The following is a 22,181-nucleotide window of genomic DNA, read 5'->3' on the forward strand; positions in this document are numbered from 1 at the left end:
CTGTTCATTTATCCAGCAGAGAGAAACGATGACAAGCTTTAATCCTTCCACTCCTTTCTTCAGCGAACGCCTGCAGATGCGCCCACCGGTGATGGCGGATCTCGCGCGTTTCTACGCCATCTTCGGCGATCCGCAAACGCAGCGTTTCAATCCCGCCGGTCCACTCACCAGCGAAGCGCAGGCCGCAGCGGCGCTGCAAGAGAGGATTTCCGGGTGGCAACAACACGGTTACGGTTCCTGGGCGATCGCTCTGCGCGAACGGCCGGATTGGATTATCGGCTTTGGCGGATTGTCCCGGAAACCGCTCGGGGCGCAGCGCACCGTGAACCTCGGCTATCGCTTCGATACTCGCGTTTGGGGCATGGGATTGGCCACCGAGATGGCGCGGGCATCGCTGCAATACGGTTTTGTCGGATTGGCGCTGGAGGAGATTTCCGCCATTGTGCGTGCGGAGAATCAGGCGTCGTGGCGAGTGCTGGAAAAGATCGGCATGCAGCGGGTGGATACACTGGATGACGTGCCCGGCGCGGCGCCGAGCCTGGTGTATACGCTAAAGCGCTGCGACTATCAGGGCTGATCGTCGCTGATTTTGGCCAACGCCATGCGGTAAGATTTGACCTTCTGGCGCTTTTTCAACCAGGTGGCGGTAGAGACAATGAATACCGCGCCCGACATCGCCAATACGCCGGTTGGATGGCCATAAAACACCATCAAGGCAAAGTAGACGGCGGAAACGATCGCCACCCATTTCGCCGTATTGCCCATGTCGTTTTTCTCTTGGGTCAAACGGCGGATGTGCTCTTCTTCACTGATTCCCATACGCGCTCCTTGTTGGCTGAATGCCCCATTATATGGAGCTGGAGTGCTGATATTTCAAGCGGTTGGATGGTAAAGAAGCGTAAAGCTCAGGCCGGCGGCTCCCGCCGCCGAGGCAGATAGCGCCCGGGCTGGTCGGCACCCGGCAGGCCGCTGCCGTCGTTGCGGCCAAACAGCCGGTAGCGATTGCCGGCGACCGCATCGTAGATCTTGTCCGCCAGTCGCGGCGGCAAGCAACGCGCCAGCGCCAGCGCGCGGTACGGCCATCCCACTTGGCGCAGCGCCCGAAACAACGCCGCCGAACGCAGCCAACAGCGCCCCTGTTCCACATAGACCACGGAATCGAAACGGTCGGTCGGCAATCCCAGCGCCTGCAGGATCGCCTGTCCTTCGACGGATTGCACCGTCGCCAACAGAATGCGCCGCTGCCGATCGGCGCGAACAAGGTATCTCACCAGCCCATGACACAGGTTGCATTCGCCGTCGAACAACAACGCGCGATCGCCGGGCTGCAGATAAGGCAGCTGTGATAAAGGGGTCATCCCGCCTCCCGAAAAATGCTCGCCTTAGCCTAACGCGCCTGGTGCGCCCAGGCCAGAGCGGGATGACGGGGCGTGTTAAGGCGCGGGCGGTGCGTCAGGCACCGCCACCACCGCGACGCGCACTTCGTAATGTTTGGCGCTGCCCGCCGGGATCACCGCCGTCAGTTTGTTGATGGTTTCCACCGGATTGTCGCTGGCCGAGGTGGCGCAGAACAGCTCACCGCCGCGGCAGAACCCCGGCTTGGGCGGGTGCCCGCCCGGGAAAGGCGGCATGCGCATCGGTTCATCCGCCACAGGCGGCAACGCTTTGGCCGCAGGCGCCTCGGGGGCAGACATCGCGCTCGCGCTGAACAACAGCGCCATGCCCATGCAGGGCAGCGCCAGGATCTTGATTGCTTGTTTCATTGAATTAGCCTCATTTGCCGGGTTCGGGATTACGCTACCCCGCCCCCGGCCCATGAGAAAGCCGCTTTTCGCTACCTTTTCGCCCCGCTGCGCTTTGCTTACACGCGCTTAACGTGATGAGAGGCAAAAGGTTGGGTAAAGGGCCGTCGCGTTACTTGCCGTTCGTCAGCGTGTTGTAGCTGGTCATCAGATTGCGGTAGTCCGGGATATGGTTGGAGAACAGCGTGCCCAGGCCTTCGATGTCGTTGCGCCAGTCGCGGTGCAGCTCGCAGGCGACGCCGAACCAGGTCATCAGCTGCGCGCCGGCGGCCTCCATGCGGCTCCAGGCCGACTGACGCGTCAGCTCATTGAAGGTGCCGGAGGCGTCGGTCACCACAAAGACCTCGAAACCTTCATTGAGCGCCGACAGCGCCGGGAATGCCACGCACACTTCGGTCACTACGCCGGCGATGATCAGCTGCTTGCGGCCGGTGGCTTTCACCGCCTTGACGAAGTCGTCGTTGTCCCAGGCGTTGATCTGGCCAGGGCGAGGAATGAAGGGAGCATCGGGGAATTGGGCTTTCAGTTCGGGCACCAGCGGGCCATTGGGGCCGTTTTCGAAACTGGTGGTAAGAATGGTCGGCAGGTTGAAGTACTTCGCTAAATCACCCAGCGCCAGCACGTTGTTTTTAAACCGATCGGGATCGATATCACGCACCAGCGAAAGCAGCCCTGCCTGATGATCCACCAGCAATACGGCGGCCTGGTCTTTGTCGAGGCGCTTGTAATTTGCAGTCATGGTTTTACTCCTGTGGGGTTGATGTTGCGGATGAAACGCCCCGCCGCAGGGAGGGGCGTTGAGGTTTAAGTGTAGCGCCTGAGCCGGGGAACACGGTCCGCCCCAGGCGCCAAGGTTCAACCGGCGCTCGCTTCGGCGTTCATGCTGCCGAACTTGCCGCTGTTGAAATCGCGGAACGCCTGCTGGATTTCCGCGTCGCTGTTCATGACGAACGGGCCGTAGCCGACGATAGGCTCATCGATCGGTTCGCCGCTCAGCACCAACAGCGCGACGTCGTTGTTGGCTTCGATGGTGATCGCATCCCCCGCCCGGTCGAAACGCATCATTTGGGTTTCGCGCACCACGTCTTCACCGTTAACCAGGATCGCGCCGTGCAGCATCACCAGCGCCAGCGTATGGCCTTCTTTCACCGTCAGCGTGGTGGTATGGCCGGCATTCAGCTTCATGTCCCACACGTTAAGCGGGCTGAAGGTGCGCGCCGGGCCGGCGTGGCCGCCAAAGTCACCGGCGATCACCCGCACCTGCCCTGCGCCGTCCGCCAGAGGAACCACCGGAATATCGGCGTTCAGCAGCGTCTGATAGCCCGGCTCGGCCATTTTGTCCTTGGCCGGCAGGTTGACCCACAGCTGCACCATTTCCATGGTGCCGCCCTTGCGCGAGAAGTCCCGCGAATGGAACTCTTCGTGCAGAATGCCGGAGGCGGCGGTCATCCACTGGACGTCGCCGGGGCCAATCACCCCGCCGCTGCCGGTCGAGTCGCGGTGTTCCACTTCGCCCTGATAGACGATGGTCACCGTTTCAAACCCGCGATGCGGGTGCTGACCCACGCCACGGGTGCCGGAGGCGGAGCGGAATTTGGTTGGCGCTGCGTGATCCAGCAGCAGGAACGGGCTCATTTCCGCTCCCAAATCGTTATAAGAGAACAGCGAATTCACCAGGAAACCGTTACCGACCCAATGTGCTTCCGGGCTGTTGTGAATACCGAGGATTTTTTTCATCTTGAACTCCCGTTTCAGACCTCACGGCCTTAAGTTGATGTCAGAAGTTTAATCCGCCGGGGTTTGCTGCAGTAGTAGGCAAGATGTACACTCAGCGTTCTACTGGTAGAACGATAAGGGATGCGATGCTGACCGATCTGAACGACCTGTTTTTCTTCGCCAGCGTGGTCGATCACCAGGGATTCGCCCCCGCCGGCCGGGCGCTGGGCATTCCCAAATCCAAACTCAGCCGCCGCGTGGCGCTGCTGGAAGAGCGGTTGGGCGTGCGCCTGATCCAGCGCTCGACGCGGCGCTTCTCGGTGACCGAACTCGGCCAAACCTATTACGCGCACTGCAAGGCGATGCTGGTGGAAGCGGAAGCCGCGCAGCAGGCGATCGAACAGACGCGCGCCGAGCCCTGCGGCACGGTGCGCATGTCCTGCCCGGTGGCGATCCTGCACACTCGCGTCGGCAGCATGGTGGCAGCCTTTATGGCCGATTATCCCAAGGTGACGGTGCATCTGGAGGCCACCAACCGCCGGGTGGACGTGGTGGGGGAAGGGTTGGATCTGGCGATCCGCGTGCGGCCGCCGCCGCTGGAGGACAGCGATCTGGTGCTGAAGATCCTCGCGCAGCGCACCTGGTGCGTCGCCGCCAGCCCGGCGCTGGTGCGCACCCTCGGGCCGGCGCAAACGCCGGAAGACCTGCGTAAATACCCGACGCTCGATCTCGGCCCGGCGCGCGCTCAGCACCAATGGCGGCTGACCGGCCCACAGGGTGAACGGGTGGAGTGGGAGCACACGCCGCGGCTGGTCACCGACGACATGCTGATGCTGCGCACCGCCGCCATCGCCGGCGCCGGCATCGTACAACTGCCGGCGATGATGATGCGCGACGACATGCTGCGCGGCGAGCTGGTGCAACTGTTGCCGGGCTGGCAGCCGCAGGGCGGCGTGGTGCACGCGGTCTACCCGTCGCGCCGCGGCCTGCTGCCGGCGGTGCGGCTGCTGCTCGACTATCTGGGTGAGCAGTTCGCCAGCATTGAAGAAGAGTGATCAGGCGGTGATTTCGATCGCGTTGCCGTCTGGATCGCGAATGACGGCCTCGTAGAAGCCGTCGCCGGTCCAGCGCGGCGCGGACAGCAAGATGCCCTCCTGCCGTGCGCGCTGCGCCAACCGATCGACCTGCAGCTCATCCCCCAGCGACAGCGCGATGTGCGCCCAGCCTACCCGCTCCTCCTGCGCCTGCGCCGGCAGCAACGTCGGCACGCGCATGATCTCCAGCGTCGGCCCGGCCGCCAGATTGACGAAGCGGGAAACGAACCCCGGCCGATTGCGGCTGACGTACTCCTCCCCCGCTTCACCGTTGAAATAGCGCTGCCAGAACGCCAGCTGCGCGTCGATGTCACGGGTCCACAGGGCAACATGGGCTATTTTCATCATCATTCTCCGGTCGATAAATCGCTGTGCCAGATCTGGCCGCCGCCCTGCGCCACCTGCTGCTCAAGCTGCGGGTGCGCGCCGCGCGCCGTCACCAGATGATCCACCCGCCCGGCGGGCAGGAAGGGGTAGGGGGCGTAGGTATTGAGTTTGTCGCGGGTGCACAGCACCGCCACGCTGCCGGCGCGCGTCAGCAACCGCTTTTTGAACGTGGCGTCCTGGTAACTCAACGCGGAGAAGCCGCCGGCCGGGTCGTAGGCGCAAATGCCGGTGAACACCAGATCGAAATGAAATCCGTCGATCTCTTCCGCCGCCTTGGCGTCCACGCAGCCGCCGACCTGCGCATCCAGTTCGCCGCCGATCAGGATGGTGCGGATCCCCGGCCGTTCCAGCATTTTGCCGGCGATGCTCAACGCATTGGTTACCACCGTCAAACGCCGATCGCGCGGCAACAGATCCGCCAGATACAGGTGGGTGCTGCCGGCATCGAGGAAGATCAGCTGTTCTTCGCCGATCACCCCCAGCGCGGTCTGCGCCAGCGCCAGCTTCTCATCGCCGCTGAGGGCAATGCGCGCCGCAACGGGGCCTTCGGCCGGCGTCGGCGCCAGCGCACCGCCATAGATGCGTTTGCACAGATTCTGTGCCGCCAGCTGACGCAGGTCGCGGCGGATGGTCGCTTCGGTGGTATTCAGCCGCTGCGCCATCTCCAGAGCCAGCACTCGCCCCTGTTGGCGGAGCGTGTCGAGAATGGCCTGATGGCGCTCATTCGGTAACAGTTTGGACATCATGTCAATCCGGCGATGCTAAAGTGATCATGAATGTACACAAACGTACACAATCGAACAAACACTTTTTTGGCAACACTCAAGCGGCGGCGCTCGTCTAGACTGAAAGTGACATCACAGATAAGGGATTATGACGCGATGACTTCCGCCGTGCTTTATACGCTGTTTCCCGCCGCAGCCACCGTCGTCGGCGCAGCGGTGGCGCTCTATCGCCGCCCCGGCGACGCCGCGATGCGCGTCATCCATCACTTTACCGCCGGCATCGTGTTCGCCGCCGCCGCCACCGAAATCTTGCCCGATCTCAAACAGCAGTCGCCTTTGGCGGTGTTGCTGGGCGGCGCTGTGGGGGTGCTGTTAATGTTGCTGGTTCGGCGGCTGGGCGAAAAAGCGCAGGGGCCGGTCGGTTTTATCGCCGCGGTCGGCGTCGATATCTTTATCGATGGGCTGGTGCTGGGCATTGCCTTCGCGGCCGGCGCCAAAGCCGGCCTGCTGTTGACGCTGGCGTTAACGCTGGAAGTGCTGTTCCTGGGATTGTCGATCGTCGGCGATTTGCAAGACTTTCTCGGCAGGCGGCTGCGCGTCATGGCTGCGATAGTCGGCCTGGCGCTGCTGTTGCCCATCGGCGGCCTGCTGGGGGCGCCGGTGGCCATGCTGGGCGCATTTTGGCTGACCGCCTTTCTGGCCTTTGGCCTGATCGCCCTGCTCTACCTGGTGACCGAAGAGCTGCTGGTCGAAGCGCATGAAGGCGGAAAGGAAACCCCGTTCGCCGCCGCGATGTTCTTTGCCGGCTTCCTGCTGCTGTTGCTGTTGGAAGAAGGTTTAGGATAAAAAAACAGGAATTTCATGGCGCATGCCGCCCGGTGGCAACGCTTTGGCTATACTGAGGCAAGCGAAGTTACCGCAGACGTAACGGCTTGGGCGTAAAGGGAAAACGATGTTATTGACGATCGCAAGGTGGCTGTTTCAATTACCCGGGAAGCTGTTTGGGCTGATTTTTAAAAATCGCCTGAGGGTATTTCTGTTCTTCATGCTGGTCGCCCTCGGGGTGCTCGGCGTCAAGCGCTATCTGCTCACCCACCAGTATGACGACGAATTCAGCCTCGCCGCCCCCACCGATTACAACCGCGCCATCAAGCGCGAAATGCCGCAGCGCGAAGCGCGTGAGCAATGCGGCGGGCCGCTGCACGATAATGCCGGGCAACCCTGGCCCGCGTCAGCCGGCTATCTGCATCAGCCGACCGGCCTGCCCGCAACCGGCCTGCATCGGCTGACGCTGGACAATCAAGGCAACGATTTCGCGGTGTTGGTCAAAATGGAAACGCCCGCCGCGCCGCAGCAGCTGGCGGAAGTCTTTATTCCGGCCGCCGGCAGCTTCGAGGTTAAAATGAATGCGGATGCGGAACACGTGATGAAAATCAAGAACATCAAGACCGGCTGCATGTTCCGCTCCAGGCCGTTCAACCTGGATAAACGGAGCGATTGGCGCATACCGTTATCGCTGCAAAAGGACGGCAGCCTGCAGCTGCAGTCGATAGGCGATCGGCAATTCTGATCGGGCGCCGGGCAGAGTCGCCGGCGCCGCAGAGGTTACTTTTTCACCGGGTGATCGCGGCGGAACAGCTCCCAACTTTCAATTTCCTGCCCATTCGGCAGCGTACAGGTCGAATACTGGCCCGCCGCGTTTTCTTTGGCGTTCAGCTTGCCGCCGATTTTGGTGCAATACACGTCGGCCGGGTTCGCCATGCCGATCGGTTTCACCTGCGGCGGTGGCGGCGCATCGTTGGATTTCACGGAACACCCCTGCAACATCGTCATCCCTGCCAGCAGGGAAAGCATCAACGTTTTTTTCATTTTTCCAGCTTATGCAAAATACCCACGGCGGAACGCTCCGCCGTGGGTTGATCATGAAATAAAGGATTTGCCCTGTTTCAGCACCAGATCGCAGGCTTTTTGTTTCACCTTCTCGGTGATCTGCGAGGTGCCCAGGCTGTTGAGATCCAGGCTCTTGCCTTCACCGGTCTGCAGCAAGCCACCCAGGCCCTGCTGATAATCCTGGCTCTTGGCGTTTTCAGTGCTGGTGATGCCCAGTTTGCTGAGCAACTGATCTTTCACCCCTTCGGCGCCGTTAGCCGACAGCACGTTGTTTTTCACACAGTACTGCAGGATGCCGGCGGCGTTGGTCATGCTGCTGGAGCTTAACGCCTTGTCGCCGCCGTTCAGCAGGCCGGTCAACGAGGAGAGCGACATGCCGCCGCCGCTTTCGCCGCCAGACTTGCTCAGTTCGCCCGCCGCGCTGTTGAGAGAATCCATCAGACCGGCGGCCTGGGTGGCGCCGCTGGCCAGGGTCGCGGACAGCGCCAAAGCCAGCAGTAAACGATGTTTGGTGATCATAGTGATAAAACTCCTGTAAGAACGGCATGCAATCGGCGCAGCGCGCCGGGATACCTCTCCGACGCCGCCTGCGGCGACAAGTTCCTTTTATCTCGCCGCCGCGCCGTTTTTCGGAATTCAGGAAGTTTAGAACTGCCAGCGCAGCCAGGCGAAGAACACGTTGCCGTTGTTATAGGTGCCGGGAATGTAGGTCGCCTGGAACGTCAGCCGCTGATAGCCGATAGAAGCCAGCGGCAGCGGCGCCGGGATAGGAATATATTTCCAGTTATCGCGCGCGGTGACGCTGGCGGTGAAACCCAGCCCCAGGCGGAAATCCTTGTCATCCAACGGACGCCAGATCTTCTCGTAGGCGTAGCCGCCGATCGGCTCCCACTTGTTGAAGGAATCCTTGAACGCCATGATGTAGATGCCGTGCCAGTCACCGTCGCTGTCGTAGCGGGAGATGCCATAACCGGCGCCCCACGGGCGCTCGTTGTACTTATCGATATGTTCGTCATCGTAAGTCCAACGGTTATGCCAGGTGATGGCCGGAATATAGAGATCGTGGTTCGGCGAATTGTTCCAGGTCTCCGACACGTTATGGGTAAAGCGCTGCCATAGACCCGGTTTTTCGGCCTGCGCGGTATTGCCACTTTCTGTACTAACCTCAGCGTAAGAAGGCAGTGCAGGAAATATCAACGCCAGAGAACATGCCAACAGAGTCCGTTTGAGAAACATGGTAAAGCTCCTGTAAAAATACGGCCGAAGATTTTTACCGATAGCCCAGGCAAGATCAAGCTGTATCCAATTTATCCAACGCCCGTTTCGCTTTGGTTAAACTTAGCATCGGAAAATTCGCATTGGTTTATAACGGGTTGCACCGACATCTGCATGTTAGCGCCTTTCGGACGGCAAAACCGTGGGAAAAGTCCGCTTTGTCGTTCGCTACTCGCGGGCCAGGTGCTTGACCAACACATCGACATCGAGGCGGTTCACGAACGCCAGAGAATAAGGCCGAACAGTCGATTTTAAAACGCCGAAGGGTGACGCGCGGCAACGGCAACCCATCACGCTCGTCGTGGATCAGCACCAGCACATGTCGATAGCTTTTCATGGCTATTTCCCCCTCAGACGAGCCCCGCTGGGACGCAGGCCCTTTGGTAGGTATACGCCATCCAGGCGCACGTAGAGAAAAGTTTACGTATCGGCCCCAAGGAATGTGATGGTCGCCACGTTATATTAGCGCTCGTAACGACGCTTGTTTACGCCGGCCCGAGGCGGCGCGCATTGCAGCCCCGTAAAGTAAAACTGACAACACGACGCGAATAAAAAAGCGACATTGTTAATTTTTTGTTTTTGATTGGTTGCGCGATGGTTTCATGAAATAAGCGTGCGGCGGATCACCAAAATGCCTCTTTGCGCCGGCTTCTGCCTTTCTTTACCAGCAAAAGAGCGTTACGCCACCCGATGGGATTTAACGCGACCTCAAAAGTACCGGATGCTTCGCCCTGCATCATGATAAATGCCAATACGCCGCCATTTTTCTGTCGATATACCGCCAGGGAAAAATACCGCACTGTCCACCTGCATAATAACCACACTATTTATACATTATTCAATCGCGTAAAGCGCCGAATACAAACCGCCTATTCAACGGCTGCCACGTCTGTCTTGAACAAGCCGACACTTTAAATAACTGTTAATGCTAACGACACAACATCGCCAGCAATTTATTTTTGCTGATTTTCGCCTGACAAAATAAAGATAAATAATTCGGAGCAATCAATGAAAATAACTATCGGGTCATTCATTCTGCAACAGCTTCACGCCCTGAACGTCGATCGTATTTACGGCGTGCCCGGCGACTATAACCTCAGCCTGCTGGAGCTGCTGGAAAACGACGAGCGGCTGGCGTTTGTCGGCAACTGCAATGAATTGAACGCCTCCTACGCCGCCGACGGTTACGCCCGCATGAAAGGCGCCGGCGCGCTGATCGTCACCTACGGCGTCGGCGATCTGGCCGCGCTGTCCGGCATCGCCGGGGCCTATGCCGAATCTTCGCCGGTTATCTGCATCGCCGGCACGCCGCCGCTGCATGCGATGAAAAATCACCAGCTGTTGCACCATACCCTGGGCGATGGCAATTTCGACAACGTCATGAACTGCTTTAAACAATTCACCGTTGCGCAAGCCTTGATTACGCCGGAAAATGCCGCACAAGAAATCCCACGCGTTATTTCCCGCGCCTGGATAGAGAAGAAACCGGTGTATTTACAGCTGCCGTCGGATATTTGCGATGTGGAAATTGAAATCGCCGCGGCGGCGACGGCACCGCAATTACCGGCCAGCGATAAATACAATGTGCAATTAGCGGCGATGGCGCTGTTAACCAAAATCAAACGCGCACAGCGCCCAATCATGTTGGTCGATCAAATGGTGGATCGCTACCAGTTGCAGCAGTTGGTCATCGCGGTCGCTCACCGCTTCGCCATTCCGCTGACCAATATGCCCACCGCCAAATGCATTATCCCGGAAAACACCGCCGGTTGGATGGGCGGCTACAGCGGCAATCTGTCGCGCCCCGAACTGTATGAACACATGGCCCACTCGGACTGCGTGCTGAGCTTCGGCGTGCGTTTGGTGGATTCCACCACCGGCTATTTCTCGCAGCACATTCCCGCTGCCGCTCAGGTGGACATCCAACCGTTCTCAATGAAGCTGGACAACACCTCCTACCCGGCGGTGTCGACGGCGGATCTGCTGCAGGCGCTGTTGGATCTGAGCGAAGACGCGCCGGCGCAGCCCCTGGCGCCGTTGGCCAGCCCGCATGAGAAGCTGGCGACGCCGAGCGACGCGCCTATCGACCAGGCCTATCTGTGGCGGCGCATCCAACGCTTCATCCGGGCGGATGACGTGGTGGTGGTGGAAAACGGCACCTCCGGCGCGGCCATCGGCGGCATGCGCATGCCGGACGGCGTCAAGGTGGTCAACCAACCGATTTGGGGCTCAATCGGCTATACCCTGCCGGCGCTGCTCGGCACCCTGATGGCGGCCCCTGAACGCCGCCACCTGCTGTTCATCGGCGACGGCTCTTTCCAGTTGACCGCGCAGGAAGTGTCCACCCTGCTGCGCTGCGAGCAAAAGCCGATCATCTTCCTGATCAATAACGACGGCTACACCATCGAACGCTATATCCTCGGCGAAAGCTCGTCCTACAACGACATCAGCCCGTGGGACTACGCCAAACTGCCGGCGGTGCTGAATACTCGATCGCAGCCGTTCAGCGTGGCGGTGGAAACCACGCAACAGCTGGAAATGGCCCTGGAACACGCCTCGCGGCAGGATAGGCTGGCGTTTATCGAGGTGAAAGTGCCGATGATGGACACGCCGCCGGTGATGAAAGAGTTCTGCAACCGTTGCAACAGCTTTAACTTCGGCCTGACCAACCCGCGCCGCAGCGCCTGATGCGCGATCGCGCCGCCGGTGACTCAGGCCACCGGCGGCGTTTTCTTTAGGGTTAACCGCCGGCGCGCGCCATGCAGCGCTGGCGGCGTTCATCCACCCGCTTGGCGAACCAGGCGGTAGTCAACTTACGGGTGATTTTCGGGCTTTCCAGTTGGATGCCCGGCAGCATCTCGCGCGGCAGCTTGCCGCCCGCCAGCGCATAGACCTTCTTATACAGGTCGGTATCGGCAAAGCCGGCCGTGTCGCCTTTCTCCAGCGCCCGGCGAATGGCGCTGTCGCTCATGTTCAGGCGCTTGCCGAGCGTGCGCACCGCCAGCTCGGTGGAGCCGGGCTTGTCGCTGCCAAAGTCGATCAGATCGCCGTCCAGCGCCAGCGGAATGGCGCTCGCCCGGCTGACCGCGTTTTGGAACGCCGCGTTGCGGCTGGCATACCAGCCGGCGTTGAAGTCGGCGAAGCGGTAGATTGGCCGGCTATAGTCGGCCGGGTACCCCAGCAAATGCATAATGCCGAAGTACATGCCGCCGCGTCGGCTGAAGACTTCGCGCCGAATCGAACCGTCAACCGGATAAGGATACCCTTTGGCATGCGCCTCGGCGAAGGCGACGCTCACCTGCATCGGGCCTCCGGTATGAACCGGGTTCAAATGACCGAACAGCTTCTGCCCCATCGGCACGCGGTCGATCATGTCATCGAAGATATCGCTCAGATCCTTTTCGGTGCGCACCTTATCCAGGCGCTCGCTGTAGCTCTGGCCGTTCGACGACGAGATCTTCAACGCGGTATGCACCAAAAAGTTAGGGATGTGCATCTGATCGGCGCGGCGGTCGATCTCTTTCCAGGCGATCTTCGGCAGCCCCGGCACCTGCGGGTTAGCCTGGAACGTCGACTCTTGTTCGGTCACCGCCAGCACCGAGCACAGGTTCTCATCGCTCGGCTCGATGCCCTGCGCGGCAAACGCGGCGGTGATATCGGTGGCCCAACCCTGACGATCGCCGGCATTGGCCGGGATCAGCGTCATCAGTCGCGCTTTGACGTCGGCGGGGCGCGCCGCCGGCGAGGTGGTGGTGGTTTTGCTGGTACAGCCCGCCAGCGCCAGCAGCGCGGCCAGGCTCAGCAAACGGAGGGGCTTCGGGTGGCATAAACGGCGTATCGGCATCTTTTCCCTGAACGTGATGACATGAACAGCACTGAAATTAGCCCAGCCGCCGCGCACAATCCAGTATAAAGATCTCCCCGCGCCTTTCCTTCAGGCTGCTATGTTCAAACGATCGATAAAGATGTATTTTATATACATCATATAAATCACTTTGCTTGCCCAGCCAGAGGAGCCCCCTATGGAGCAGCAGTTGCTTTGCTATAAAACCCTGCCGGAATGGAACAGCGAAACGCTGCCGGAAGCCTTTCGTCAGCGCCACAACACCCAGAGCGGCACCTGGGCGAAGCTCACCGTGCTGAGCGGCAGCCTGACGTTCGCCATGATGACCGAAGACGGCGCCACCACCGAAACCTGGCAGTTCAGCCCCGAAAGCCAGCCGCCGTTTATCGCGCCGCAGCAGTGGCATCGCATCGTTTCCTTCTCGGACGACATGACCTGCCGGCTGGCGTTTTACTGCACGCCGGAAGATTACTACAACAAGAAATACGAACTGACGCGCACCCACTCTGAAGTGATCGAGGCGGCAGCGCGCATCGCGCCGGGCAAGGCGCTGGATCTGGGCTGCGGCGGCGGGCGCAATTCGCTCTATCTCAATTTGAAAGGTTTCGACGTCACCGCCTGGGACAAACACGCGCCGTCGATAGCCCGCCTCAATCAGATCATCGACGCCGAGCAACTGACCCGCCTGAGCGCCGGGGTGCAGGATCTCAATACTCACCGCTTCAGCGGCGACTACGACTTCATCCTGTCCACCGTGGTCTTGATGTTCCTCGAGCGGCAACAGATCCCGCATATCGTGCAAGACATGCAGGACAGCACCGTGCGCGGCGGCCATAACCTGATCGTGGCGGCGATGGATACCGAGGATTATCCCTGCCCGCTGCCGTTCCCGTTTACCTTCCGGCCGGGTGAGCTGAAGCATTATTATCGCGACTGGGAGATCCTCAAATACAACGAAGACGTCGGCCAACTGCACAAGACCGACGCCGCCGGCAACCGCATCTCGCTGCGCTTCGCCACCCTGCTGGCGCGCAAGCTATAGCGCGTCGTGAAAGATTACCCCCAGCGTGTGGCGTTGGCCGGCGCGTATTCGGCTGACGCCATGGCGCAGATTGACCCGATAGTAACCTTTCATTCCCGCCACCGGCCGGTGATGCACGGCGAACACCACCGCGTCGCCCTGCTGCAGTGGCACCACCTCTGCCCGGCTCTGCATCCGCGGCCGCTGTTCGGTCAGCACAAATTCGCCGCCGGTGAAGTCCTGCTCGGGGGCGGAGAGCAGAAACGCCACCTGCAGCGGAAACACTCGCTCGCCGTACAGGTCCTGATGCAGACAGTTGTAATCCCCCGTTTCGTAGCGCAACAGCAGCGGCGTCGGCCGCCGCTGGCCGGCCCGGTGGCATTCCGCCAGGTAGGTTTCATGTGCGGCGGGATAACGCGTCTCCAGCCCCAACAAGGCGTTCCAACGGTTGGCCACCGGCGCCAGCCGCGCATACATCAGGCTGCGCGCTTCGGCCACCGGCAGCGGATAGGTGAAATAGCGGTACTCGCCGCGGCCAAAACCGTGCTTCGCCATCACGATGCGGCTGCGAAAATGCGCATCCTGCGGGTAAAGCGCCGAAAGCTCGCGGCACAGGTCTTGGCTGAGCACGCCCGGCAGACGCGCGCAGCCCTGCGCATCGAGTTCACGTTCAATTGCCGCCCAGTCCAATTCGGCCAGCCGGGTCGCCAGCGCGCCGCTCATCGCTGCGCCTCTTTTTCCAGCAAGGCTTTCTTGCGATCGACGCCCCAGCGGTAGCCGGACAACGTGCCGTCGTTGCGCACCACCCGGTGGCAGGGGATCGCCACCGCCAGCATGTTGGCGGCGCAGGCGCCGGCTACCGCGCGCACCGCTTTGGGCGCCCCAATGCGCCGAGCGATATCGGCATAGCTGACGGTTTCGCCGACCGATATCGCCTGCAGCGCCCGCCAGACCCGCTGTTGAAACGCGGTGCCACGAATATCCAGCGGCAGCGCCAACCCGTTCTCCGGCGCTTCAATCAGGCCCACCACCTGCGCCATCAGCGCTTCATACTGCGCGTCGCCGCCGATCAGCTCGGCGTTGGGGAATTTGTCCTGCAGATCCTGCACCAGCTGCTGCGCATCGTCCCCCAGCAGAATGGCGCAGATGCCCACCTCGCTCTGGGCCGCCAGGATCTCGCCCAGCGAACAGCGCCCGACGGCGAAATGGATGCGCATGCCTTTGCCGCCCGCCCGATAGGCCTTCGGCGTCATGCCCAACGCGGCGTTGGCCTGCTGGTAGAAGCGGCCGTTGGCGCCATAACCGGCGTCGAAGATCGCGTCGGTCACCGTTTCCCGCTGCGTAAGACCGGCGCGTAAGCGTTGGCTGCGCTGCGCGTCGGCGTAGCCTTTCGGCGTCAGGCCGGTGATCGCTTTGAACAGCCGGTGGAAATGGTATTGGCTCAACCCGACGTGGCGCGCCAGCGTCTGCAGCGACGGCGCTTTTTCCGCCTGCTCGATATAGCGGCAGGCCTCAGCTATCTGCCGCGCATGCTGTTCCGTCAGCGGCGTCAGCCCCTGCCGGCAGCGTTTACAGGGCCGATAGCCGGCCGCCTCCGCCTGCTCCGCGTCGTCAAACAGCTCCACGTTTTGCCGATTCGGTTGGCGTGACGGGCAGGAAGGCGAGCAATACACGCCGGTGGTTTTCACCGCGTAGATAAAGCGGCCGTCGGCGTGCTTGTCGCGGCTGACAATCGCCAGCCAGCGCGGATCGGCGCTGTCGATTACGTTTTTCATCATCCGTTCCTCACTGCGGTTTCGATGTTAACCAGCATAGTGACGGGCCGTTGGCGAAACACGCCGACTCTTGCTTTTTAATTCGGCGCCGACGTTTTCAACAATCTTTCGACAATTTTTAACCAACAACATGAAGTTTATTACGTTGCCAACCCGGTTGCACGGCGTTAGGATCGCGGCCGGCCACGGGCGTGGCCAGTGTTTCTGCCTGTTAGTTGCGCGCATGGAGAGGTTATTGTGTTAGAGAGTTTTGGCGTCCTGAATTTATGGACCTATTTGGCCGGGGTGGTCTTCATCATCATTCTGCCGGGGCCGAATACGCTGTACGTGCTGAAAACCGGCATATCGCGCGGCGTGCGCGCCGGCTATACCGCGGCGCTGGGCGTGTTTATCGGCGATGCGATCCTGATCTTTTGCGCCTATATCGGCGTGGCTTCGCTGATCCGCACCACGCCGTTCCTGTTTACCCTGGTGCGTTTTCTCGGCGCGATTTACCTGCTGTTCCTTGGCGCAAAAATCCTCTACGCCACCTTCGTGCAGAAGGCGCAGGCGCAACAGCAGCAAATTGAAGGCGGCCACAGCATTCTGCGCAAATCGCTGACGCTGAGCCTGACCAACCCGAAAGCTATTCTGTTTTACGTGTCGTTCTTCGTGCAGTTCATCGATTTCAACTACGCGCACACCGGGCTGTCGTTCACCATTCTGGCGCTGATCCTCGAAGCCGTCAGCTTTATCTACATGAGCACGCTGATCTTCTCCGGCGCGATGCTGGCGCATTTCTTCAACCACAAGAAAGGCCTGGCGAAGCTCGGCAATGGCCTGATCGGCCTGCTGTTCCTCGGTTTCGCCACCCGTCTGGCAACCCTGAGTTCGTAATCCTTCCCGGCCGGCGCCCGCCGGCCGCGGTTTACTGTTCCGTCACGGCAAAATGACACGCAGGACAAATCGAATGTCAGGCAGAGCAAAGCCGCCGCTTTACCGCTGATCTAGACTCTCAGGGTTAACGATAACCTGATGAGCCTGATCGGAGGATGTATGTCTGACAATACCGTAGCCGTGCTGGATAGCGTGTCGCGTTTTCTCGATCGTCAGCATGGGCTGTATATCGACGGCCAGTGGCGCGCGTCCGCTGCGGAAGGCCGCCTGGCGGTGTATAACCCCGCCAATGGGCAGCAGATCGCCACCACCGCCGACGCCAACGAACACGACGTCGCGCTGGCGGTGCAGTCCGCCCACAAAGCCTTCAGCGAAGGCGTCTGGGCGCAGCGTCTGCCGGTAGAGCGCGAACGCATCCTGCTGCGCTTCGCCGATCTGGTGGAGCAGCACGCCGAAGAGCTGGCGCAGCTCGAAACCCTGGAGCAGGGCAAATCCATCAACATCGCCCGCGCTTTCGAAGTCGGCAGCACCCTGAACTGGATGCGTTACACCGCCGGGCTGGCGACCAAAATCACCGGCCAGACGCTGGACGTCTCCATTCCGATGCCGCCGGGCGCCAAATATCAGGTTTATACCCGCAAAGAGCCGATCGGCGTGGTCGCCGGCATCGTGCCCTGGAACTTCCCGCTGATGATCGGCATGTGGAAAGTGATGCCGGCGCTGGCGGCGGGCTGCTCCATCGTCATCAAGCCGTCGGAAACCACCCCGCTCACCCTGCTGCGCATCGCCGAACTGGCGAGCGAAGCCGGCGTGCCGCCGGGCGTGTTCAACGTGGTCACCGGCCGCGGCACCGTGTGCGGCAAGGCGCTGACCGAACATCCGCTGATCGCCAAAGTCAGCTTTACCGGCTCCACGCCGGTGGGCAAAAGCATCGCGCGCGCGGCGGCGGATCGCCTGACCCGCGTGACGCTGGAGCTGGGCGGCAAAAACCCGGCCATCGTGCTGAAAGATGCCGATCCGCAGCAGGTGATCGAAGGCCTGATGCTCGGCAGTTTCCTCAACCAAGGGCAGGTGTGCGCCGCCAGCTCGCGAATTTATATTGAAGCACCGATTTATGATCGGCTGGTGGCCGGATTCGAGCAGGCGGTGAAATCGCTGTCGGTCGGGCCGGGGATGGATACCGGCGCGCAAATCAACCCGCTGGTGTCGCTCGCGCACCGCAACAAGGTGGCGGCCTACCTGGACGACGCCCGGGCGAAAAACGCCGAGCTTATCGGCGGCGCGGCCGGGCCGGACAGCAACGGTTTCTACATTCCGCCAACGCTGGTGATCAACCCGGACGATCGGCTGAACCTGACGCGCGAGGAAGTGTTCGGCCCGGTGGTCAACCTGATTCGGGTGGCGAGCGCCGAAGAGGCGCTGAGCAAGGCCAACGACACCGACTTCGGGCTGACCGCCAGCCTGTGGACCACCAGCCTGCAGCAGGCGATGGCGCTGACGCCGCGCATTCAGGCCGGCACCGTGTGGGTCAACACCCATACGCTGATCGACCCGAATATGCCGTTCGGCGGGTTCAAACAGTCGGGCAGCGGCCGTGACTTCGGCCCGGATTGGCTGGATGCCTACACCGAATCGAAATCGGTCTGCATCCGCTATTGAGTGAAGCGGCGCGGGCCTGGCCCGCGCCCTGATTTACTGATACTGCCGACGGTACTCGCTCGGCGACATGCCGAAACGCTGCTTGAAAGCGGTCGAGAAATGGCTGTGATCGGCGAAGCCCCAGTCGAGGCCGACGCCGGCCAGCTTTTCCTGCCCGGCGGCGCTGCGCAGCGCCTGCGCGCACAGATCCAACCTGCGGTTCCTGATGTACTGCGCCACCACCAGCCCCTGACGGGCGAACAGCCGATACAGGCTGCGTAACGATACCCCCAGCTCGGCCGCTACCCACTCAGGACGCAGTTGCGCCGACTGAATATGCCTGTCGATCAACGCCAGCGCCTTGTCAAAGACCGGGTGCTGCCCTTCCGGCCGCGCCTGTTCGAGCGCCAGAGCCGGGCGCAGCAGCGCCGCCAGCGCATTCAGCACCGCCTCGCTTTCCGCCGCGGCGAGCTGAGGATCCTGCATGCTGCTCAGCACCAGCTGGCGGCTGAGGCGCACCGCGCTCAGCTCCGCCCCCAGACGCTGCGCGCAAGGCGGCGGCAGCGGCAGGCAGCCACGCGGCAGTAGCAAAGAGATTTGGCGCGAATCGCGCTGGAAGGTGAAGCTGCTGGGCTGTGAGGCGTCGATCAGCGTCATGTCGCCGGGAGAGAGCATCGTTTGACGATCGCCCTGCTCCATCAACGCGCTGCCGCGCAGCTGGAAGACGGTAAAAAAGTGCGCGCCGTCGCTGCGGGCGATTTCACGCGGCGTGCGATACAGCCGGGCCTGGGCCACGTCGACCACGCTCAGACGCAGCGCATGGGCGCGGAACTCCTGCATCGCCCCGCTGAAACCCGGCCCCAGCGTTTTCGCGCAGAACCTGCCGCAGGCGGTGTTGATTTTGCCCAGCCACTCTTCGAAGCCGGCGTCGCGGAGCGTTGCCAATGCCGTCATGATCTCTCCCTTCAAACGCCGGCGGCGCTGCGCCGTTGAACAGAAAATCACCATAACAACCCGTTAACACACAATCAATGGCGAGCGGGGGATTTGGCACCGCGATCACAGATCATCGGGTGCCGAAGGGAGAACCACCTTAAGGCTGTTTGTCCAACAGGTAACGCACCACCGCCGCGTACTCTTTGGCGTAGCCTTCAACACTGGTGGCGGCCATGCCGGCATTGTCTATCTTGTATTGGCCGGCCACGTAGAACGACGGGGTGCCGCGCACGTCAAACGCTTTCACCGCTTCATTCTGCTTGGCGATCAACCCTTTGACCAGCAGGCTGTGGCGCGCGTTTTCATAGGTGGCGGCATCGATGCCGGCCGCCGTGAACACCCGCTGTATATCGTCGGCGCTGTTGACGGCGCGCTGTTTTTGCACCGCGTCGAACATCGCCCCTTCAATCTTGTCTTCCACGCCCAGCACCGTCGCCACCGCCCAGGCTTCGGTCAGCGCATTGCCCAGTTTGCCCATCAGGCTGACGTGATATTTGGTGACCTTCTCGCCCGCGGGCAGCGCCTGCGCCACGGTGCTGCCCACGCGGTAGGTTTCGGCGAACTGATAGCAAGGGCCGCAGTAGAAGGAGAAGAACTCCACCACCGCCGGCGCGGCGGCCACCGGCTTATCCAGCCGGGTGTATTGCTCGCCCGCGCGGTAATCCGCGGCCTGAACCGCGGGCAGCGCCAACATCAATACGACGGCGGCGGCGAACGAACGCTTAACTTTTGCCAACATAAACACTCCTGGTTTCATCTATGAACATCGTCCTTAGCGGCGGTTTTTATAATCAAATAACCGCCAGAAGACCAGTTTTTATTACCTTCTATACCCTAAATAATTGGAGTTGCATCACGGCGGCAAGAGCGGGAGTCCCCAGGAGCTTACTCAAGTAAGTGACTGGGGTGAGCGCTCGCAGTCAACACAGATGCAGCTTCAAGTATGACGGGTATATTTGTGAGGGATTATGTTCAGCGCCCTTCGTAACCGTCCCAGTACGCGCCTACCGCTTCCTGCGAGAACACCTGGCGGCGTTTAGGATTGTCGGCGCTGCTGTAAGTGCGGTTGATGAAAATGGTTTTGTGTTCCATGTTCTGCTGGAATTCCGGGCTGGCCAGATAGTCGGCCTTTTTCTGCGCCTCGCTGCGCACCACGCCTGCCGCGCGATCCTTTTTCCCCAGCTGGTAGAACTGTTCGAACATCGGCACGGCGTTCTTAATACTGCCGTTCACATCGGTGCGGAATTGCGGATCGAAATCGTCGCGGGTTTGATAAATGTAGTGCTTGGCATGCAGCTCGGCGCTGCTGAGGTGATGGGTGCAGGCGCTGAGCGCCAACAGCGGCAACAACAGCGCCGCGCTTTTCAGTCTTTTCATGTCGTCTGTCCCTGTCAGTGAGGAAGGTTCCTTTAGCGCCAAGAGCATAGCGCCGGCCCCCGGCGAACGTCAAACGACAAAACGCGCATCACCTTGTTTTATATTAATATTATATACATTGATTGGTATTCATTGCCTGAAACACTATGCTTTAACAGACAGGGTAAACACTCACCGACAGCGAGGCGGCCAATGAAACCGATCGACAAAAACGTGGGGGAGTACGACCTCACGGCGGAAAAAAAAGCGGGCATGATCACCGGCACCATCCGCGGTGAACTGCCGGACAGCGACGCGAATCTGCCGCTGGTGCCCTTCTCCGGCACTTTCGCAGGCCCCAGCGTGGCCGAAGCCATCGCCGATATTCAGCAGCAGTTCCCCGACATCGAACCGGCGATTATCGACGATTTGCGCGAGGAACTGCTGAAGGCCGGGTTCTAAGCCGGATCGCAGTGCCGCACGAACGGGCTGTACACCGGCGCGCCGGGCTTCAGCGCCAGATCGGCGTCAAAATCTTCATTGCGATTGAACGGCACCGCCGGCCAGGCGGAAAACGCGTTCAAACCGTCCCGGTACGCCTGTGTCACCTGCGCCAACGCGGCGTTTTGCGCCTGCAGAGCTTCACCCGCCAACCCGCCGCGCACGCCATAGACCAGGAACGGCTCCAGCACGCTAAAGCCGATATAGTGCAGCGCATGCATGATTGGCCACAGCATCAGCCGCATGTCGCCGTCGCGCCCGTCTGGCGCACAGGCCTGTGCGGAAGCGCCGGCGGTGACGGTCAGCAGCGCCCGTTTGCCGCGCATTACGCCGTTCTCATGGCGGTGGCGGCTGTCGTAGATCCCGCCGTAAACGAACACCCGATCCATCCAGCCCTTGATGATGGCCGGCGCGCCGAACCACCAGAAAGGAAACTGCAGCACCAGCGTATCCGCCCAGTGCAGCAGCTCAATATGCCGCCGGATCTCCGCCGGCAGCGCCTGAGTCGTCCAGTGATGGCGCTGCTCCTGCATCGCATCAAATCTGTCCGCCTGCTTTCTGCTGGGGTAATGGCCGGCGCCCTCGCGCGGATCAAATCCCTCCTGATACAGATCGACCGTCTTCACCTGATGCCCCTGTGCCAGGCAGACCTGCCGCGCCTGTTCGGCCAAATGGGCATTGAAGGAATGCGGCTCGGGGTGAGCCAGCACAATCAGCACGTTCATCCTGTTTCTCCCGTTGTAAGGTGGTGCTGCTATGCTGTGGCTTTATCGCCCCCTTGGCAATTACGCATCTGAAGGTAACCCCCAATGGCTTATCCCGGCGACGTCTATTCGAGCAAGTGCTCCGCGCGCGATGCGCTGGCGCTGATCTCCGGCAAGTGGGTGATGCTGATCCTGCCTGCGCTGGCGCAGCGGCCGATGCGCAACGGCGAACTGCTGCGCCGCATCGATGGCATTTCGCAGAAGGTGCTGACGCAAACGCTGCGCCAGTTGGAACGCAACGGGCTGCTCGAGCGGCTGGATTTAAGTGAAAAGAATCAGGCACATGTGGAATATCGGCTCAGCGCCGTCGCCTGCTCGCTGGTCGAGACGCTGACGGCGCTGGACCGCTGGGCGGAATACCATTTCCCCGAGCTGGACGCCGCCCGCGAGCGCTATGATGCCGACCGCAAGCGCGAGAGCGAGTAAAACGGTTTGGCAAGCAACGCGCGGCGCACAGAATGCGCAGGTGAGACGCTTGTTCCCGGTCTCGCCATCCGTTATCTATAGTTAATTCAATTCGC

At 61.0% G+C, this 22,181-nt stretch carries 27 protein-coding genes; 10 read left to right on the forward strand and 17 right to left on the reverse strand.

The window, feature by feature from the left end:
- Positions 1-28 precede the first annotated feature (28 nt).
- Positions 29-577 carry a GNAT family N-acetyltransferase gene (locus tag HWW83_RS16310; RefSeq protein ID WP_060659894.1) on the forward strand — a complete coding sequence of 183 codons (549 nt, stop codon included), beginning with the start codon at positions 29-31 and terminating at the stop codon, positions 575-577.
- Here the strand turns inward: HWW83_RS16310 and HWW83_RS16315 are convergent.
- From HWW83_RS16315 to HWW83_RS16335, 5 genes are all read right to left on the reverse strand, one after another.
- Positions 568-819 (reverse strand): hypothetical protein, encoded by a 252-nt coding sequence (locus tag HWW83_RS16315; protein WP_033642017.1) that lies wholly within the window; start codon positions 817-819, stop codon positions 568-570. The two genes, HWW83_RS16310 and HWW83_RS16315, sit on opposite strands and share 10 nt — an antisense overlap.
- An 86-nt stretch (positions 820-905) precedes the next feature.
- Positions 906-1,358, reverse strand: coding sequence for a thiol-disulfide oxidoreductase DCC family protein (locus tag HWW83_RS16320; protein WP_033642016.1), 453 nt, complete (start codon positions 1,356-1,358; stop codon positions 906-908).
- A gap of 75 nt (positions 1,359-1,433) precedes the next feature.
- Positions 1,434-1,763, reverse strand: a complete 330-nt coding sequence (locus tag HWW83_RS16325; RefSeq protein WP_033651052.1) for a hypothetical protein — start codon at positions 1,761-1,763, stop codon at positions 1,434-1,436.
- Positions 1,764-1,914: 151 nt separating this feature from the next.
- On the reverse strand, positions 1,915-2,541 hold the full coding sequence (gene ycaC / locus HWW83_RS16330; protein ID WP_004928476.1) for an isochorismate family cysteine hydrolase YcaC: 627 nt from the start codon (positions 2,539-2,541) through the stop codon (positions 1,915-1,917).
- 116 nt (positions 2,542-2,657) lie between these two features.
- Complete coding sequence (locus HWW83_RS16335) at positions 2,658-3,539, reverse strand: pirin family protein (protein ID WP_176589423.1); 882 nt, start codon at positions 3,537-3,539, stop codon at positions 2,658-2,660.
- Between the two features lie 125 nt (positions 3,540-3,664).
- On the opposite strand from HWW83_RS16335, the gene HWW83_RS16340 reads away from it, so the two are divergent.
- Positions 3,665-4,573 carry a LysR family transcriptional regulator gene (locus HWW83_RS16340; protein ID WP_043135578.1) on the forward strand — a complete coding sequence of 303 codons (909 nt, stop codon included), beginning with the start codon at positions 3,665-3,667 and terminating at the stop codon, positions 4,571-4,573.
- On the opposite strand, the gene HWW83_RS16345 is transcribed toward HWW83_RS16340, so the two are convergent.
- Positions 4,574-4,957: a VOC family protein gene (locus HWW83_RS16345; RefSeq protein ID WP_089194336.1), complete on the reverse strand. Its 384-nt coding sequence runs from the start codon at positions 4,955-4,957 to the stop codon at positions 4,574-4,576.
- 2 nt (positions 4,958-4,959) lie between these two features.
- Positions 4,960-5,742 (reverse strand): DeoR/GlpR family DNA-binding transcription regulator, encoded by a 783-nt coding sequence (locus HWW83_RS16350; protein WP_033642011.1) that lies wholly within the window; start codon positions 5,740-5,742, stop codon positions 4,960-4,962.
- A gap of 138 nt (positions 5,743-5,880) precedes the next feature.
- Between HWW83_RS16350 and HWW83_RS16355 the strand changes: the two genes are divergently transcribed.
- Together HWW83_RS16355 and HWW83_RS16360 are read left to right on the forward strand one after the other, a co-directional pair.
- On the forward strand, positions 5,881-6,570 hold the full coding sequence (locus tag HWW83_RS16355) for a ZIP family metal transporter (protein WP_033651048.1): 690 nt from the start codon (positions 5,881-5,883) through the stop codon (positions 6,568-6,570).
- Between the two features lie 106 nt (positions 6,571-6,676).
- Positions 6,677-7,294 (forward strand): hypothetical protein, encoded by a 618-nt coding sequence (locus tag HWW83_RS16360; protein ID WP_033642009.1) that lies wholly within the window; start codon positions 6,677-6,679, stop codon positions 7,292-7,294.
- Positions 7,295-7,329: 35 nt separating this feature from the next.
- On the opposite strand, the gene HWW83_RS16365 is transcribed toward HWW83_RS16360, so the two are convergent.
- The 3 genes from HWW83_RS16365 to pagP all read right to left on the reverse strand — a co-directional run bounded on the left by HWW83_RS16365 (position 7,330) and on the right by pagP (position 8,850).
- Complete coding sequence (locus HWW83_RS16365; RefSeq protein ID WP_019454261.1) at positions 7,330-7,593, reverse strand: putative hemolysin; 264 nt, start codon at positions 7,591-7,593, stop codon at positions 7,330-7,332.
- Positions 7,594-7,644: 51 nt separating this feature from the next.
- On the reverse strand, positions 7,645-8,133 hold the full coding sequence (locus HWW83_RS16370) for a YjjA family protein (RefSeq protein WP_033651046.1): 489 nt from the start codon (positions 8,131-8,133) through the stop codon (positions 7,645-7,647).
- A 126-nt stretch (positions 8,134-8,259) separates the two neighbouring features.
- Entirely contained in the window at positions 8,260-8,850 is a 591-nt protein-coding gene (gene pagP, locus HWW83_RS16375; protein WP_033642007.1) for a lipid IV(A) palmitoyltransferase PagP, read from the reverse strand.
- Between the two features lie 1,047 nt (positions 8,851-9,897).
- On the opposite strand from pagP, the gene HWW83_RS16380 reads away from it, so the two are divergent.
- Positions 9,898-11,577 carry an alpha-keto acid decarboxylase family protein gene (locus tag HWW83_RS16380; protein WP_033642005.1) on the forward strand — a complete coding sequence of 560 codons (1,680 nt, stop codon included), beginning with the start codon at positions 9,898-9,900 and terminating at the stop codon, positions 11,575-11,577.
- A gap of 52 nt (positions 11,578-11,629) precedes the next feature.
- Here the strand turns inward: HWW83_RS16380 and HWW83_RS16385 are convergent, their stop codons facing one another.
- A complete protein-coding gene (locus tag HWW83_RS16385) occupies positions 11,630-12,733 on the reverse strand; it encodes a DUF1615 domain-containing protein (protein ID WP_042783757.1) in 1,104 nt (367 codons plus the stop codon).
- A gap of 178 nt (positions 12,734-12,911) precedes the next feature.
- Here HWW83_RS16385 and tehB point away from each other — a divergent pair, with 178 nt between their 5' ends.
- Positions 12,912-13,775, forward strand: coding sequence for an SAM-dependent methyltransferase TehB (gene tehB, locus HWW83_RS16390; protein ID WP_176589424.1), 864 nt, complete (start codon positions 12,912-12,914; stop codon positions 13,773-13,775).
- Here the strand turns inward: tehB and HWW83_RS16395 are convergent.
- On the reverse strand, positions 13,770-14,477 hold the full coding sequence (locus HWW83_RS16395; protein WP_176589425.1) for a 2OG-Fe(II) oxygenase: 708 nt from the start codon (positions 14,475-14,477) through the stop codon (positions 13,770-13,772). The genes tehB and HWW83_RS16395 overlap by 6 nt on opposite strands.
- Entirely contained in the window at positions 14,474-15,529 is a 1,056-nt protein-coding gene (ada, locus tag HWW83_RS16400) for a bifunctional DNA-binding transcriptional regulator/O6-methylguanine-DNA methyltransferase Ada (protein ID WP_069099948.1), read from the reverse strand. Before ada ends, HWW83_RS16395 begins: the two co-directional genes overlap by 4 nt.
- Before the next feature lie 237 nt (positions 15,530-15,766).
- Between ada and leuE the strand changes: the two genes are divergently transcribed.
- Entirely contained in the window at positions 15,767-16,405 is a 639-nt protein-coding gene (leuE, locus tag HWW83_RS16405; protein WP_004940625.1) for a leucine efflux protein LeuE, read from the forward strand.
- A gap of 159 nt (positions 16,406-16,564) precedes the next feature.
- Positions 16,565-18,064, forward strand: coding sequence for an aldehyde dehydrogenase family protein (locus HWW83_RS16410; RefSeq protein WP_060659902.1), 1,500 nt, complete (start codon positions 16,565-16,567; stop codon positions 18,062-18,064).
- Positions 18,065-18,097: 33 nt separating this feature from the next.
- Here the strand turns inward: HWW83_RS16410 and feaR are convergent, their stop codons facing one another.
- The 3 genes from feaR to HWW83_RS16425 all read right to left on the reverse strand — a co-directional run bounded on the left by feaR (position 18,098) and on the right by HWW83_RS16425 (position 20,416).
- Complete coding sequence (gene feaR / locus HWW83_RS16415) at positions 18,098-18,997, reverse strand: transcriptional regulator FeaR (RefSeq protein WP_069099977.1); 900 nt, start codon at positions 18,995-18,997, stop codon at positions 18,098-18,100.
- A 139-nt stretch (positions 18,998-19,136) separates the two neighbouring features.
- Entirely contained in the window at positions 19,137-19,778 is a 642-nt protein-coding gene (locus tag HWW83_RS16420) for a DsbA family protein (RefSeq protein ID WP_033651040.1), read from the reverse strand.
- A 233-nt stretch (positions 19,779-20,011) separates the two neighbouring features.
- Positions 20,012-20,416 (reverse strand): Exc2 family lipoprotein, encoded by a 405-nt coding sequence (locus HWW83_RS16425; RefSeq protein ID WP_176589426.1) that lies wholly within the window; start codon positions 20,414-20,416, stop codon positions 20,012-20,014.
- A 192-nt stretch (positions 20,417-20,608) separates the two neighbouring features.
- Between HWW83_RS16425 and HWW83_RS16430 the strand changes: the two genes are divergently transcribed.
- Positions 20,609-20,857 (forward strand): hypothetical protein, encoded by a 249-nt coding sequence (locus HWW83_RS16430; protein ID WP_016928938.1) that lies wholly within the window; start codon positions 20,609-20,611, stop codon positions 20,855-20,857.
- On the opposite strand, the gene HWW83_RS16435 is transcribed toward HWW83_RS16430, so the two are convergent.
- Positions 20,854-21,621, reverse strand: a complete 768-nt coding sequence (locus HWW83_RS16435; RefSeq protein ID WP_176589427.1) for an NAD(P)H-dependent oxidoreductase — start codon at positions 21,619-21,621, stop codon at positions 20,854-20,856. The two genes, HWW83_RS16430 and HWW83_RS16435, sit on opposite strands and share 4 nt — an antisense overlap.
- Before the next feature lie 84 nt (positions 21,622-21,705).
- On the opposite strand from HWW83_RS16435, the gene HWW83_RS16440 reads away from it, so the two are divergent.
- Complete coding sequence (locus HWW83_RS16440) at positions 21,706-22,086, forward strand: winged helix-turn-helix transcriptional regulator (protein ID WP_046688317.1); 381 nt, start codon at positions 21,706-21,708, stop codon at positions 22,084-22,086.
- Positions 22,087-22,181 lie beyond the last annotated feature (95 nt).

It is taken from the genome of Serratia ureilytica (assembly GCF_013375155.1).
Classification (GTDB): Bacteria; Pseudomonadota; Gammaproteobacteria; order Enterobacterales; family Enterobacteriaceae; genus Serratia; species Serratia ureilytica.